This is a genomic window from Gordonia sp. p3-SID1431, assembly GCF_025143765.1.
In the GTDB taxonomy this organism is placed as follows: Bacteria; Actinomycetota; Actinomycetes; order Mycobacteriales; family Mycobacteriaceae; genus Gordonia; species Gordonia hongkongensis.
On record NZ_JAMBDT010000025.1, the window covers coordinates 1 to 14530 of the forward strand.

Sequence of the window (14530 nt, forward strand, 5' to 3'; positions counted from 1 at the left end):
CGCGGGGCGTGGACGGGACAGGTGTCCTGGGAAGCGTGCAGAACCTCGGCCATGAGACGAAACGATAGGTTCGTCTCACTCGGGTGTCAACCGAGGTCTACCGGGAGTCACTCCGGATTCTCGTGGGTCACCGCCCGGTACCCGCGCGCTCCGGCGCGGTCGACGGCGGCGCGAACGAGACCGAACACGAGTCCTTGCAGCGCGGCGGCCACGAGAACCTCGGTGTTGCTGCGCTCGAGATCCTTGGGATCGGGCGCCGACTCGTCGTCGGAGATCCGCTTCCAGATCTGCCCGAACACCGCGCCGGCGGCGATACCGCCGAGCACGCTGGTCGCGAGGGACATCGGTTTGTACATCGCCTTCGATACGGCACTCATGACAGCTCCTTGCTCTTGGCTCGACTACAACCGCCCGACGGCGGCCTCTCAGCGACGACGGCCGGTCAGCGACGACGGCGGCGGATCACGATGAACGCGCCCAGCGCCACCACCGCGGCGACGGCCGCACCGATCAACACGGTCTGGTTCTCCTGGGCCTTCACCTGCGCGGTATGCGCGGTTTTCGACGCCGCCTCGTTCACCCGTGCCGGGACATCCAGCTTGGCCGCGAGAGCGTCGACCGTCTCGGCCAGCTCCTCCCGCTGTTGTTCGATCGGCGGCGGATTGTCGGTCGGATTCTGGTCGGGATGTGTCTCACTCATCTACAGGTGCTCCTTCACAGTCGCCACGTCACGCTGGACACTCTCGACGGTTCGCTCCGGTGCCGGGGGCACAGCGGATTTGGCGCGCTTGGCGCCGATCGCCGCGGCGGCCCCGCCGATGACCAGCAGCACGACGCCGACGATCACCGCTGCCAGCCACGCCGGCACGGCGTTTGCCAGTCCGAGCACGGCCGCCGCGACCAGCGTGCCGAGCCCGAACAACACCAGCAGCGTGCCCGCGCCGGAAATCCCCGCACCCACCCCGATGCGGGTGCCCTTACCCTTCATCTCCGCGACGGCGTGCTGCAGTTCGGTCTTCACCAGGGTCGTCGTCTGCTGTTGCAGACGTTCGACGAGTTGCACGGTCGACAAGTCGTTCACAGACGGATCACTCACGCTCGTACCTCCTATCGGGACGCTCGTATGCGTTCCCGCGGCCGTCGAATCCGAAACGTCGGATTCAGCGCGATCAGCATCGACGGAATCGGATCTCCGATCAGCACCGACGAAATCGGATCTCCGATCCGGGTACAAGCTGCGCGGCCAGGTCCACCGCGCCCGCGGCGAGGACCGCCACCACGGGGTAGCCGCCGGTGACCGGGTGATCGGCGAGGAAGATCACCGGACGGCCGCTGGGCGGGACCTGGACCGACCCGTGGGCGATCCCCTCCGAACGGAGCTCGGCGGCGCCGGCGCGATGGGCGAGGAGCGGCTGCGCCGACCCCTCCGCGCGGTCGATCCGCACCCCGACCCGGTTGCTGTCGGACCCGACCAGCCACGTTCCGACGAACAGATCGGACGGCGACTCGAGATGCCCGGCCCGCGGACCCTCGTGGCACTCCAGCACGACGACAGGCGGGTGGTCGCGGTCCGCGGGGGCGGACAAAGCGGTGGGCCAGTCGCCCGCCGCATGGCCCACGGGCAGACGGTCGTCCGTGCGGAGAGGTGGCGGTCCGAGCCCGGACAGCGTATCGGTCGACCGGGAACCCAGTACGGGCTCGACGTCGATCCCACCCCGCACGGCGATGTAGTTGCGCAACCCCCAACCGGGGGTGTCGAGGGCCAGCTCGTCACCGGCGCGCAGCACCAGTGCCGCGGCGAGCCCCGCGGGGACCCCGTTGTGGCGCACCACGGTATCCGCCCCGGTGACCGCGACCAGGACGTCGGCGTCGACGCGTGCCCGGAACCCGCCCATCGTCGTCTCGACGACTGCCGCCCACTCCGCGTTGCCCACAAGGCGATTGGCCAGCGCGAGGGCCCCACGATCAGCACCGCCGGAACCGGGGACACCGAGATCGGCGTAGCCGGGTCGGCCGTGGTCCTGAACAGTCGCGAGGGGTCCCGTCGCGAGAACGGTCAGCGAGGTCATGTGTCGTCGCGTCCGGCGTCGACGAAGCGGACCACCCGGCCCGCAGCGAGCCGGGCGGGGGGATCGGCACCGGCATCCCACAGCCGAACATGGGTGCGGCCCAGCAACTGCCACCCGCCGGGACTCGACCTCGGGTACACCGCGCTGTACCCGGCGGCAATCGCGACCGACCCCTCCGGAACATTCGTGCGGGCCTCCCGGCGTCGGCCGACGGCGTCGAACGGATGCGCTGCCTCGTCGTCGGCGACGAGATACCCGAAACCCGGTGCGAAGCCCATGAACTGGACGCGCCATCGGGTGCGACAGTGCAGCCCGATCACCTCGTCGGTCGTCATCTCCAGTGCCGCAGCGACATCCGGGAGGTCGGCACCGTCGTAGACGACCGGGATGACGATCTCGTCGGTGCTGTGGATGTCGGGATCGCCCGCGCGCTTCCGACGCCGGAGCGCCCGGCGGACACCGAGTTCGTCCAGCCCGCGGCCGGGACGGGCCTGGACCAGGACGGTGTGCGCGCTGGGCACGAGGTCGGTGACCTCGGGGAGTTCACCACCCCGGATCGCTTCGCGGAGCGCCGCGACCGCGCTGAGTACCGCGGCCGACGGTGAGTCGTCGGCCGAGAAGTCGAGGACCACCGCGTCGGGGCCCGCCGGCAGCTCGTGCATCCAACGAACTTACCCCGCGCGACACAAGGTTCCGGCGCGCGAACTCGTCGAGGTGTCCACGCCCCGATGGCAGACTCGAGACGAGACGCCGGATGCGGGTGCCCGGCGCGGGCCGTGAGGAGGCAGAGTGAGAGAGATCGTCGTCTGCGGTGAGGCGCTCGTCGATGTCGTACAGCAGGGCGGTGGCCGGCACGACACGACCGCCGGCGGTCTGGCGCCGTTGCAGCCCGCCCTCGGTGGTGGCCCGTTCAATGTGGCAATCACGCTGGGACGGTTGGGGAGTGCGGTCTCACTGCTGTCCGCGGTGTCCACCGACACCTACGGCGATGCGGTCCTCGACGCACTCCGGGCCGCCGGCGTGGGAACCGCGTTGGTCCAGCGTCGTGACGAGCCCACCTCGTTGGCCCTGGCGACCATCGCCGACGACGGTTCGGCGCACTACTCCTTCTACGTGGAGGGCACGGCAGATCGCGCGATCGACGATCCCGGCGCACTGCCGCCGACCGTCGCGGCGGTGACCTTCGGGACCCTCTCGCTGGTCCTGGAACCCGGTGCCACGGTGTACGAGAACCTGATGCGCAGATGCCGGGCCGAGGGCCGAGTCGTGGTGTTGGACCCGAACATCCGGCCCGCGGTCATCGCCGACCCCGAGGCCTATCGACGGCGCTTCCGGAGCTGGATGTCGTCGGTGGACGTGGTCAAACTGTCCGACGAGGACGCGGCCTGGCTCAACAAGGGGTCCGCGGGGAGTTCGACAACAGACTGGCTGGCCGACGGCGTCGCCGCGGTGGTCACCACGGCGGGAGCCGCGGGCATCACCGTTCGCACCGCGGCCGGTGAGGTGACCGCACCGGCTCCGGCCGTCGATGTCGTCGACACGATCGGCGCCGGGGACAGCGTGCTCGGGGGCCTCGTCAATCACCTGGACCGGCGTGGTCGACTCACGCCCGGAGCAGTGCGTTCCCTGACCCTCCAGCAGTGGCGGGAAGCGGCTGAATTCGCAGCTCACGTGGCTGCGGTGACGGTCTCGAGGCCCGGCGCCGACCCTCCGTGGGCGGGCGAGCTGAGAAGCGACTAGGTTGTACCTGTGTGTCCTACCCGGTCACTGTAAAAATCTCTGATCTGAATAAGGGGTTCGTGTGTCTGCTGAAACAGTCCCAGCCGACCAGGCGTCCGACACGGCCTCAGCGACCTTCACCTACCCCGGTGGACAGCTGGAGCTCCCGATCCTGAAGGCCACCGAGGGCACCGACTCGGTCGCGCTCGGCAAATTCCTGGCCGAGACCAATCTGACCACCTTCGACGGTGGCTTCGTGAACACCGCGTCGACCAAGTCGGCCATCACCTACATCGACGGTGACGCCGGCATCCTGCGCTACCGCGGAATCCCGATCGACCAGCTGGCCGAGAAGTCGACCTTCATCGAGGTGAGCTACCTGCTCATCTACGGGGAGCTCCCGACTCCGTCGCAGCTCGAGGACTTCACCACCAAGATCCAGCGCCACACCCTCCTGCACGAGGATCTCAAGCGCTTCTTCGACGGATTCCCCCGCAACGCGCACCCGATGCCGGTGCTGTCGAGTGCGGTCAACGCGCTGTCGGCCTACTACCAGGACTCGCTCGATCCCAAGGACGACGAGCAGGTCGAGCTGTCGACGATCCGCCTCCTCGCGAAGCTGCCGACCATCGCGGCGTACGCGTACAAGAAGTCGGCGGGACAGCCGTTCCTGTATCCCGACAACTCGCTGAGCCTCGTCGAGAACTTCCTGCGGATGACCTTCGGCTTCCCCGCGGAGCCCTACGAGGTCAACCCCGAGGTCGCCAAGGCCCTCGACATGCTGTTCATCCTGCATGCCGATCACGAGCAGAACTGTTCCACCTCGACCGTCCGCCTGGTGGGCTCGTCGCAGGCCAACCTGTTCACGTCGATCTCCGGCGGCATCAACGCGCTCTGGGGCCCGCTGCACGGCGGCGCCAACCAGGCCGTGCTCGAGATGCTCGACGACATCCGGGCCGACGGTGGCGACACCAAGGACTTCATGAAGCGGGTGAAGAACAAGGAGGCCGGCGTCAAGCTGATGGGCTTCGGTCACCGCGTCTACAAGAACTACGACCCGCGCGCCGCCATCGTGAAGAAGACCGCCGACACGATCCTGGAATCGCTTGGCGTGCAGGACGACCTGCTCGACATCGCCAAGGGTCTCGAAGAGGTCGCCCTCAACGACGACTACTTCATCGAGCGCAAGCTGTACCCGAACGTGGATTTCTACACCGGTGTCATCTACCGTGCGATGGGCTTCCCGACGCGCATGTTCACCGTGCTGTTCGCGCTGGGACGCCTGCCGGGATGGATCGCGCACTGGCGCGAGATGCACGAGGACCCGACCACCAAGATCGGCCGTCCGCGTCAGCTCTACACCGGCTACACCGAACGCGACTACGTGCAGATGGGCGATCGCTGAGCGACCGTTCCGACGCACCGCCTGACCGCCGAACACCCGACTCAAAGGAGAGTCCAGTGACCAGCACCGAGAAGCCAGTGGTCGAGTTCCAGGCGGGACCCCCGCCGGCCGACCTCACCATCTCCGACCTCATCGTCGGCGAGGGCGAGGAAGCCGCTCGCGGCGGCATCGTCGACGTCCACTACGTCGGGGTCGACTACGAGACGGGCGAAGAGTTCGATTCGTCGTGGGATCGCGGCCAGTCGGCCAACTTCCCGCTGGACCGGTTGATCCCGGGCTGGCAGGAAGGCATCCCCGGGATGAAGGTCGGCGGACGCCGCCAGCTGACGGTTCCGCCCGAGCTGGCCTACGGCTCGGCCGGTGCCGGACACCGTCTCTCGGGACGGACCCTCGTGTTCGTCATCGACCTGCTCGGAGTGGGCTGACGTCCGCCACCGAACTGGTCTGGCTCAGGCGCGATCTACGCCTGAGTGACCTCCCGCCGCTCGCCGCGGCCGCCTCGAGGACCGATTCGTCGGTCCTCGTGTGCTTCGTGGTGGACCCGCGGCTGGAGAAGTCCGCGGGCGAGCGGCGGCTCGCGTTCCTGTTCGACTCCCTGCGGGAACTGGACGACAAGCTCGACGGCAAGCTGCTCGTCGTGCGGGGCCGACCCGAGGTCGAGATCCCGAAGCTGGCCCGGGCGGTCGACGCCGAACGGGTGCACATCTCCGAGGACTTCGCCCCGTTCGGCCGCCGACGCGACGAGGCCGTCGCCGACGCGCTCGGCGACATCGAGCTCGTGGCCACCGGGTCGCCGTACCTCGTCTCACCCGGTCGTGTCACCAAAGACGACGGCGAGCCGTACAAGGTCTTCACCCCGTACTTCAAGCGGTGGCGTGACCACGGCTGGCGTGCGCCCGCCGACTCGTCGGTGCCTGCGAAGAAGATCGTCGATCCGTCCGAGCTGACGAAGACCGGGCGCATCAAGATACCGAAGTCGCCGACCGGGTTGTCGTTGCCCGCCGGTGAGGACGCGGCGCTCGAGCGGTGGGCCGAGTACGTCGACGACGGTCTCGCCGACTACGACTCCGGCCGCAACGATCCCGCGGGTGACAGCACCAGCCGGATGTCGGCGTATCTCAAGTACGGCAACATCCATCCCCGCACGATGGCCGCCGATCTCGGCAAGTCTGGTTCTGCTCCCCGAGGTGCGAAGGAGCGCAGCGACGGAGCCTCGAGGGGGCCGCAAGCGTATCTACGCGAACTCGCCTTCCGCGACTTCTACGCCGACGTGCTGTTCCACTGGCCACATAGCTTGTGGCACAACTGGAATCGACAGTTCGACGGCATCGACCTCGACACCGACAAGAAGGCCTACGAGCGTTTCGACGCATGGAAGGCAGGGCGTACCGGTTTTCCGCTCGTCGACGCCGGGATGCGTCAGCTCGCGGAGACCGGGTACATGCACAATCGGGTGCGCATGGTGACCGCGTCCTTCCTCGTCAAGGACCTGCACCTGCCGTGGTGGTGGGGAGCGGAATGGTTCCTCGAGCAGCTCATCGACGGTGACATGGCGTCGAACAACCACGGCTGGCAGTGGGCCGCCGGTACGGGAACCGATGCGGCGCCGTACTTCCGGGTGTTCAACCCCGAGGCGCAGGCCAAGAAGTTCGATCCCGACGGCGAGTACGTCCGACGCTGGGTCGGTGACGTCGAAGCCGACGACTATCCCGAGCCGATGGTCGATCACAAGGCCGAGCGTGAGGAAGCGCTCCGCCGTTTTGGCCAGATCTAGCTGATCTCAGAGGACGAGTCCGTCAGAATGGTGGCGGGTTCTCGAGGAAGTCGCGACGGTCGGCTTCGAGTTCGGCCTCGCGTCGTTTCTTGTTGCGGGCGCGTTCTTGTCGCCGGCGGGCCAGTTTGGCGTCCAGTCGGCTGTGTGTGCGCTCTGGGTTGTCGGTGGTGATCACCCGCGGGGTGGGTGGGGCTTGGGCGGCTTGCTCGAACCGGATCCGCCGAAGGTTCGGGAAGGTGTCTTCGAGGGTTTCGGCATCCCCGGGCAGAGTGACCCCTTCGGGGGTCTCGTACTCGGTGACCAGGCGACCGTCGTCGTCGCGGTACTGCACATCGACCCAGTCCCCGTGGGTCTTGAACAGGTGACCGGGGCGACATTTTGCGTTGAGGTTCTCACTCGACGTCGCCCCACCCCGGGCGGGGTCGGTGTGGTCGTATTCGGTGACGTGGTCGAGATCGCAGGCGAACGCTGAACGGGTGCAGCCGGGTTCGGTGCAGTAGCCGTCGCGTACGCGTACGAAGTCGGCGCACGCCGTGGTGGGCCGGTACCCGTTGCCGGGATGGGTTGCCGGATACACCACCGCTACGCCCGAGGCGAGGCCACCGGTCCCGCCGACATCACCGGGTTCGGCTGCCTCGACATCAGTGCCGCCGTGAACAGTCGACTCGACTGTGTTAGCCGGCGCGGGGCGATGGGCAGTTCGCTGTGCTGCATCGTCGGTATCGGCGGTGTCGGCGACGTAGGTGGGTTGGGTGCGGGCGGGGGTGACCGGGGACAGGGTGGCGTCGGGGCGGGCGGCGAGGTCACGGACATGCTCATCGCTGATGATGCCGTGCTCGTCGAGAAACCCCACCCCGGGCGCCCCGGCCAGGGTCGCGGCATCAGTCACCACATGGATCACGACCTCAGCGCGGACCGCGTTGAGGACACTTTGCGGGTCGGGGATGTCGGCGGTGCACGGCTGTTCATCGTCGCACTGGCAGTCGAAGCTGGTGCGGGTCAACAGCGCGAACATCGCATCGGATCGTCGTATCCCCTGGGTGCGGCCGTCTCGCTTACAGGCGGAGTCGGCGAGGATGGCGACGGCTTTGGCCGAGATCCGCACGTTTTCCGCCGACATCACGGCGGTGAGTTCGGCGGTGCCGTCGGGCAGTTCGTGGGTCCATACCCCACGCTGGTCCATGGCGTCTTTGCGGCGTTGGCGTACCGCGTCGGGGTCGTGGCGGAAGACCAGGCGGTCGACCATGTCGCGCAGGCGGGCCCGATCCCACACACCTGTGCGGCGGCGCACAGTGTCGGCGATCTCGGCATCCAACGCGGGGGTGATCGGGTCATCGGTGGGGATCAGTTCGGTGCGGGAGATGACCAACCGGATCTGCCATTGCGACAGGACCCCGTCACGCAGGGTGTCAGCTACCTCGGGGAGCCGGTCGCGTAGTGCGATGGCCTCGTCGATGAGGGTTTCGGCGTGGCGGCGGGACACCCCGGCTTGGCGGGCGATGCGGGCCGCGCAGTCGGCGTGGCCGTCCATGACGAACCCGGACGCGCTGGTGGTGATCAGGCGGTCGGTCATCGCTGCGATCGTCTGATAGCGGTGCCAGGCAAGGTAGGACTCGCCGCGCCGGGTGGCGTCGAGGCCGGCCATCAACATGACCATGTCGGTCTCGGCGGCGTGGGCAGGATCGACCCCGGCGGTGTACTCGCCCGGTAGATCGGTCCACACCCGCACAACGCCCCCCCGACGCCGGTTTCGTCACCCGCCCCGAGCTGGGTGAGCTGTTACCAACCAATCTAAACCCGACCACCGACAAAACCTGGATGAGTCTCCACAGCAGATGACATCGTCGTAGACGAAATGTGCGCTGGGCGTTGCGGTATGGTGCCGTCCGGGTCGGTGGTGGCTGAGATCGTCGGGTCGCCAGGTGGTTTCGACACGGCGACTCGCCTAGCGGCTCGTTGCCGGCTCAACCAGCGGAGGGGGGCGCCGGCTCAACCAGCGGGGGTGGGCGACTCGCCTAGCGGCTCGGGGCCGGCTCAACCAGCGGGCAGGGCCGCACCGTCGACGGACTTCGACGCACGGTAAACAACCCACTGTGACAACTAGATTCGGCCACCGCACCGTGTCGCCCCGGTCCTACAGCGAGTCCACCTCACTCATCGGGTCGATGAGGACCTTCGCGTGGTGTTCGGCGCGGCCGAGGGCATCGAACGCCGCTCCCACGCCGTCGAGACCGACCGTCGCGGTGATCAGCGGTGCGACGTCGACCTTGCCGTCGGCCATCATGTGCAGCGTGTCGTGGAACTCGGCGGGGTCGTAGGCGAACACGAACCGCAACTCGTGTTCCTTGTTGAGCGCCATCGCCGGGCGGAAGGTGTCGGGTTCCATGCACACCCCGACCACGACGATCCGCGACCGGAACGGCGCCTCGGTCACGACGTGCTCGATCATCCCGGGCGTCCCCACACATTCGAAGACGACAGGGCCCTTCGGCGTGGCACCCAGCCGGTCGGCCATGCGGAACACCGAGGACCACGGCGCCAAGGGGATCCGCCGCAGCGTCCGCATGGCGTCGAACGCCGCGCCCAGCAGATCCTGCGCGCGAGTGATGTACTTGCCGACCTCGGCACACCGCTCGAACGGCGACGACACCGTCGGGTCGACGACGATGTCGGCCCCCACGCGATGAGCCAGCACCCGGCGGCCGGGTGACGGGTCGCTCGCGATGACCGTGCGAACTCCGTCGGCCTTCAGCGTCGTGATGACGGCCAGCCCGATCGGGCCGCAACCCACGACGACCGCGACATCCCGGCGTCCCACCTCCCCGCGTCGGGCCGCGTGATGGGCGACGGCCATCGGCTCGGTCAGCGCAGCATGCTCGGCGGGCAGGTTCTCCGGGATCTCGAAGGTCATGTCCTCCGACACCAGGACGAACTGGGCGTACCCGCCGGGCGCGGACTCCGACAGTCCGGTCAGGTGGGCGTCGGCGCCGTGCCGGATCATCGGGACCGACACCACCGGGGTCCCGGGAGTCCAGCGTTTACGGCAACCGGGCCCGTAGGAGACCACCTCGCCGGCGAACTCGTGTCCCATGACCACCGACTGCCCGGACCGCATGAATGCGTCGTAGCCGACCTCGGCGGACACCTGCGCCGTGGCATCGGCATGGACCCGGGCGTGCAGGTCCGAACCGCAGATGCCCGCGCGGAGAACGCGGAGCAGTACCTGACCCTTGCCGGGCTCCGGGGTGGGGATCTCCTCGACCGTCAGCTCGCCCTGCCGGCACACGACTGCACGCATGCTCCATGAGTATCAGCTGACGGACCGGAACGGGCGTCGAACGCGCGCCACGCCCCCGCGCGACACCGAGCTCAGCCGAAGTAGACGCTTCCGCGCCGGCTCAGCATCCGGAAGAGGGTCTGCTGGATCTCTTCGCGCACGTGGTCGGTGAGATCGAAGACCACCATCGGGTCGTCGGCGGACGCCTCGTCGTAGGAGCCGGTCTCGATGGGCCGGCCGAAGTGGATGTGCCACTTCGACGGCAACGGCACCATGCCCAGCGGCCCGAGCCACGGGAACAGCGGGGTCACCGGGAAGTACGGCAGGCCGAGGATCTTGGCGAGCGGCTTGAGGTCGGCGAGCATCGGGTAGATCTCCTCGGAGCCGACGATCGACACCGGGATGATCGGCGCAGCATTGCGCAGCGCGGTCGTCACGAATCCGCCGCGGCCGAACCGCTGGAGCTTGTAGCGGTCCTTGTACAGCTTGCCGATGCCCTTGTACCCCTCGGGCCAGACCGCGGTCAGCTCACCCGCGCGCAGGAGACGGTCGGCGTCGGAGTTGCACGCCAGCGTCGCACCGATCCGCCGCGCGACCTCACTGACGCCCGGCGTGTCGAAGGCCATGTCGGCGGCCAGGACCCGCAGGTACCGGCCCTCCGGGTGGTTGTCGCGCACGGCCAGCGAGGTGATCACGGCGTCGACCGGGATGGTGCCCGCGTGGTTGGCGACCAGGAGCGCCCCTCCCTCGCGCGGCAGGTTCTCCACACCGGTGACCTCGACGCGGAACCACTTCTCGTAGACCTGCCGGATCGCCGGGAACCACACCGACTCGGTGAAGTGGGGATCGAATCCGAACTCGTCGACCTCGTACTCCCCCGCCATCCGTTCCCGGATGAACCCGGCGGTCGAGGTGAGGGTGTCGGCGACCGCGCCGCGCAGACCGCCCAGGCTGAACAGCGGACTCGATTTCGACGGACCGCGATGTTCGACGCCCAGCACCTCGTCGGGAAGGGTGATCTCGTCGCTGATCGGGGTCACCTGCGCGGGCGCGCGTCCGAACCCATCGGTGTTGGGGTGTCCGAGCGTCGATCCCCGTTGCGCCGCCGCGCTTTTCGATCGTTCACGACCGACCTGCTGACTCGGATGGCGTCGGCGACCCGACTCCCGGACACCCCGGGCATCGGGACCCGTCGGCGATGTGTAGAGCTGAATGACTTTCGCGGTACGTGCATCTGTCGCTCCGCCACCTGCCAAAGTGCTCACCCCTAGCTGAGTCCTGGGTTCGAAATCCGGGCCGGGTCTGGGCTCGGGTTGCTGCCGGCACTCGGACCGCCGAGGCGAACGAGTCGCGGCGTAGGAGCGCTGGGCGCGATGTGGGTCTGGCGTCCAAGTCTAGAGGTTGCACCCACGTTGCGCATGCTCACGGCGACTTCGCCGCCATCATGACCCTGAATTTCACTGCAACTGGTGGGCGGCCGACACGACCCGTCGCTCGAACGATCTCCACGAATCGGACCCGATCACCGGCGTCACCCCGCTGCGTTCGATGAAGTCGTCCAACGTCTCCAGCGTCGTGTACCGCGGGACGAAGCCGAGTTCGGTCCGCATGCGGGTCGTGTCGAGCACCCGGCCGTAGGTGAGGAACTCCGTCTGCGACGACCGCAGCTTCGCCGACCGCAGGTCCTGGAACACCCCCGCGATCGGCGCCAGCAGACTGCTCGGAACAGGCAGTTCGATGTGCCCGACGCGTCGGATCGCCTGCGTGAGCGTCACCACGCCCTCGCCCGAGATGTTGTAGGTGCCGACCTTCCCGGCGAGGGTGACGTGCTCCATCGCCGCGAGCGCATCCTCCTCGTGCAGGAACTGCAGTCGCGGCTGGAATCCGATCACCGTCGGCACGACCGGCAGGGAGAGGTACGAACTCATCCGGGTGGTGATGCGCGGACCCAACATGGCCTGCGGGCGGACGATGGTGATGTCGATGTCCTGACGACGACGGCCGAGACCGCGGACGTAACCCTCGACGTCGAGTAGATCTCGACCGTATCCCCGCTTCGGCTCCCGGGGAGCGCGCGTCTCCTCGGCGAAGTGCGACGGATCGCGGCTGCCCGCGCCGTACACCATGGCGGTGGAACGCAGCACGAGACGCTTCACCGATGGTGTGCGCTGGCAGGCCGCGCACACCTGCATCGCCCCGACGAGGTTGAACTCCTTGATCGCAGCGGAGTGCGGGGCGGTGTCGGCGATCGACGTCGCGGCGTGGACGACCGTGTCCACGTCATAGGCGGCGAGCGCCTTCGCGATCGTGGGACGCCGGATGTCCACCCGGAGGAACTCCGCTCGCCCCATCCGGCGGAGGAGATCCTTGCGCGGCACCCGCGAGTCCACGGCGAGCACCTTCTCGATGTCCGGATTGGCCGCGAGACGGGCCACCAGGTAGCCGCCGAGGAAGGTCGACGCCCCGGTGACCAGGACCACCCTGGGCGGTGCGGAGGTGGATTCGGCCATGCCCCGAGGCTATCGCCAGTCGGGCGTTCCGGCGCACCGAGGAGGCCCGGGACGACAAAAGGACCCGCCGTAGCGGGTCCTGATGCCGAAGAAAAGCCTATTTACCGAGTTTGCGACGCTGCACCCGGGTCCGACGCAGCAACTTACGGTGCTTCTTCTTCGACATGCGCTTGCGGCGCTTCTTGATCACTGAACCCATCGGGGCGCTTCCTCACGATTGACACTGATGTACTTGTTCGGCCCTGGTCAGCACTTCAGCCGGGTACGGCGCCGGGAGCGAAGCGACGAGCGGCGGTGCGTCACGTAGGGCTCACCGGCGCATCCAGGTACGCGACCACCGAGCCTACCGGGCGGCACGCCGGATCGGGAAATCGCGATGGGCGACGAGCGGCGGCGGGGGACGCCCACACGCAAAAGGCCCCGTGACCGGCGTGGGCCGGTCACGGAGACCTTTCGAAGAAACTGCTGTTCAGGCGTGGTGCGAAAGCCGGATCAGCCGGCGTCGAAGTACGACGTCTCCAGGTAGTCGTGGACCGCTTTCGCGTGCACACGGAACGAGCGTCCGACCCGAACCGCGGGCAGTTCGCCGTTGTGGACGAGACGGTAGACGGTCATCTTCGAAACGCGCATCAACGATGCAACCTCGGCGACGGTGAGGAACTGCGACGCCGAAGCCGCGTTGCTCACTGCGCCTGTCCTGTCACCAGGAGTGTCTGCAGGTGCCATGGATCACTCATACCTCCGGTGCACGCGTCGCGGCCGCAGGCTTCCCCTCCTGCGGACATCAGACACGCACGTGCTTAAAGAAGCTTAGCGTGGCAGATGTGAAAAAAGCGACGTGAGAGACCGGTATTTCTGAGATTCCTGTGACTCGACCCCAACATGCTGGGGTTTGTCGGCCGTTCGACCACAATTCATGGGGTGTCGGTGACGGCGTGTCCCTGCGCCAAACCCTCGACTTCCACTCGACGTCCGCCGCGGGCGCTGGCGGCCGCGCAGGCACGAGTCGCCTGGTAGACCGCGTGCCGCAGACCGTTGGCCTCGAACTCCCGGATCGCCTCGGCGGTGGTTCCGCCGGGCGAGGTGACGGCCGCACGCAGGTCGACCGCGGACAGCCCCGAGTCGCTCAGCAGGATGCCCGCGCCGCGAATGGTCTGCACCGCCATCTCCGAGGCCTGGGCACGGGTGAGCCCCAAGCCGACGCCGGCGTCGATCATCGCCTCGGCGAGCAGGAAAACGTAGGCCGGACCGGAACCGGACACCGCGGTGACCGCGTCCATCTGCTTCTCCGGCACAACCGTCACCCGGCCGACCGTCTGCAGAATCTTGACCACCGCCTGCAGCTGTTCGTCGCCGACGTACCGGCCGGCCGAGACCGCCGACATCGCCTCGTTGACGAGCATCGGGGTGTTGGGCATGACCCGGATGACGGGCGACCCGGCCTGCAGCGCGCTCTCGTAGCGCGACAGGGGCAGGCCGGCCACCAGGGTCACGGTCACTCGCTCGGATTCCGCATTGTCCTCCGCCGAGGCGAGGATGCGCAGGATCGAGTCGACGTCGTCGGGCTTGATCGCCAGGAACACATACTGCGCCGACTCGGCCGCGCTCTTGACGTCGGTGACCAGCACGCCGTACTCCTCGGCGATCTCGGCGGCGCGGCTCTCCACCCGCTCGGCGACGACGAGGTCCTTGGTGGGGGTGCCTGCACCGATCAGACCGGCGAGCAGTGCCTCACCGATCTTGCCTCCGCCGATGATGGCGATGCGTTCGGACACG

General features: G+C 68.0%; 16 protein-coding genes. 4 read left to right on the forward strand and 12 right to left on the reverse strand.

Annotated features, from left to right (window positions below):
* Nucleotides 1–107: 107 nt before the first annotated feature.
* The 5 genes from M4D77_RS08665 to M4D77_RS08685 form a co-directional block, all read right to left on the reverse strand.
* A complete protein-coding gene (locus tag M4D77_RS08665) occupies nucleotides 108–377 on the reverse strand; it encodes a DUF4235 domain-containing protein (protein ID WP_058251595.1) in 270 nt (89 codons plus the stop codon).
* Nucleotides 378–442: 65 nt separating this feature from the next.
* Nucleotides 443–700 (reverse strand): DUF3618 domain-containing protein, encoded by a 258-nt coding sequence (locus tag M4D77_RS08670; RefSeq protein WP_068970279.1) that lies wholly within the window; start codon nucleotides 698–700, stop codon nucleotides 443–445.
* Entirely contained in the window at nucleotides 701–1096 is a 396-nt protein-coding gene (locus tag M4D77_RS08675) for a phage holin family protein (protein ID WP_035718303.1), read from the reverse strand. It lies immediately after the preceding gene.
* A gap of 100 nt (nucleotides 1097–1196) precedes the next feature.
* Nucleotides 1197–2069, reverse strand: coding sequence for a biotin-dependent carboxyltransferase family protein (locus tag M4D77_RS08680; protein WP_165630394.1), 873 nt, complete (start codon nucleotides 2067–2069; stop codon nucleotides 1197–1199).
* Nucleotides 2066–2731 carry an allophanate hydrolase subunit 1 gene (locus tag M4D77_RS08685; RefSeq protein ID WP_259936025.1) on the reverse strand — a complete coding sequence of 222 codons (666 nt, stop codon included), beginning with the start codon at nucleotides 2729–2731 and terminating at the stop codon, nucleotides 2066–2068. Before M4D77_RS08685 ends, M4D77_RS08680 begins: the two co-directional genes overlap by 4 nt.
* Before the next feature lie 127 nt (nucleotides 2732–2858).
* Between M4D77_RS08685 and M4D77_RS08690 the strand changes: the two genes are divergently transcribed.
* The 4 genes from M4D77_RS08690 to M4D77_RS08705 all read left to right on the forward strand — a co-directional run bounded on the left by M4D77_RS08690 (nucleotide 2859) and on the right by M4D77_RS08705 (nucleotide 6967).
* Nucleotides 2859–3809 carry a carbohydrate kinase gene (locus M4D77_RS08690; protein ID WP_159370292.1) on the forward strand — a complete coding sequence of 317 codons (951 nt, stop codon included), beginning with the start codon at nucleotides 2859–2861 and terminating at the stop codon, nucleotides 3807–3809.
* 61 nt (nucleotides 3810–3870) lie between these two features.
* Nucleotides 3871–5193, forward strand: coding sequence for a citrate synthase (locus tag M4D77_RS08695; RefSeq protein WP_078113443.1), 1323 nt, complete (start codon nucleotides 3871–3873; stop codon nucleotides 5191–5193).
* A 56-nt stretch (nucleotides 5194–5249) separates the two neighbouring features.
* A complete protein-coding gene (locus tag M4D77_RS08700; protein ID WP_058251588.1) occupies nucleotides 5250–5618 on the forward strand; it encodes an FKBP-type peptidyl-prolyl cis-trans isomerase in 369 nt (122 codons plus the stop codon).
* A gap of 14 nt (nucleotides 5619–5632) precedes the next feature.
* Nucleotides 5633–6967 carry a deoxyribodipyrimidine photo-lyase gene (locus M4D77_RS08705; RefSeq protein ID WP_065630816.1) on the forward strand — a complete coding sequence of 445 codons (1335 nt, stop codon included), beginning with the start codon at nucleotides 5633–5635 and terminating at the stop codon, nucleotides 6965–6967.
* 22 nt (nucleotides 6968–6989) lie between these two features.
* On the opposite strand, the gene M4D77_RS08710 is transcribed toward M4D77_RS08705, so the two are convergent.
* The 7 genes from M4D77_RS08710 to proC all read right to left on the reverse strand — a co-directional run bounded on the left by M4D77_RS08710 (nucleotide 6990) and on the right by proC (nucleotide 14529).
* Complete coding sequence (locus tag M4D77_RS08710; protein ID WP_259936035.1) at nucleotides 6990–8690, reverse strand: HNH endonuclease signature motif containing protein; 1701 nt, start codon at nucleotides 8688–8690, stop codon at nucleotides 6990–6992.
* Between the two features lie 411 nt (nucleotides 8691–9101).
* Nucleotides 9102–10265 carry a zinc-binding dehydrogenase gene (locus tag M4D77_RS08715; protein WP_259936026.1) on the reverse strand — a complete coding sequence of 388 codons (1164 nt, stop codon included), beginning with the start codon at nucleotides 10263–10265 and terminating at the stop codon, nucleotides 9102–9104.
* 71 nt (nucleotides 10266–10336) lie between these two features.
* The gene (locus M4D77_RS08720) at nucleotides 10337–11509 is read right to left on the reverse strand and encodes a lysophospholipid acyltransferase family protein (protein ID WP_189340042.1); all 1173 of its coding nucleotides are present in this window, start codon (nucleotides 11507–11509) and stop codon (nucleotides 10337–10339) included.
* 192 nt (nucleotides 11510–11701) lie between these two features.
* A complete protein-coding gene (locus M4D77_RS08725; protein ID WP_065629199.1) occupies nucleotides 11702–12754 on the reverse strand; it encodes an NAD-dependent epimerase/dehydratase family protein in 1053 nt (350 codons plus the stop codon).
* Between the two features lie 97 nt (nucleotides 12755–12851).
* Nucleotides 12852–12953, reverse strand: a complete 102-nt coding sequence (locus M4D77_RS08730; protein WP_003402602.1) for a 30S ribosomal protein bS22 — start codon at nucleotides 12951–12953, stop codon at nucleotides 12852–12854.
* A gap of 293 nt (nucleotides 12954–13246) precedes the next feature.
* Nucleotides 13247–13480 carry a helix-turn-helix domain-containing protein gene (locus M4D77_RS08735; RefSeq protein ID WP_004019963.1) on the reverse strand — a complete coding sequence of 78 codons (234 nt, stop codon included), beginning with the start codon at nucleotides 13478–13480 and terminating at the stop codon, nucleotides 13247–13249.
* 188 nt (nucleotides 13481–13668) lie between these two features.
* Nucleotides 13669–14529 (reverse strand): pyrroline-5-carboxylate reductase, encoded by an 861-nt coding sequence (gene proC / locus M4D77_RS08740; protein WP_065629198.1) that lies wholly within the window; start codon nucleotides 14527–14529, stop codon nucleotides 13669–13671.
* Nucleotide 14530 lies beyond the last annotated feature (1 nt).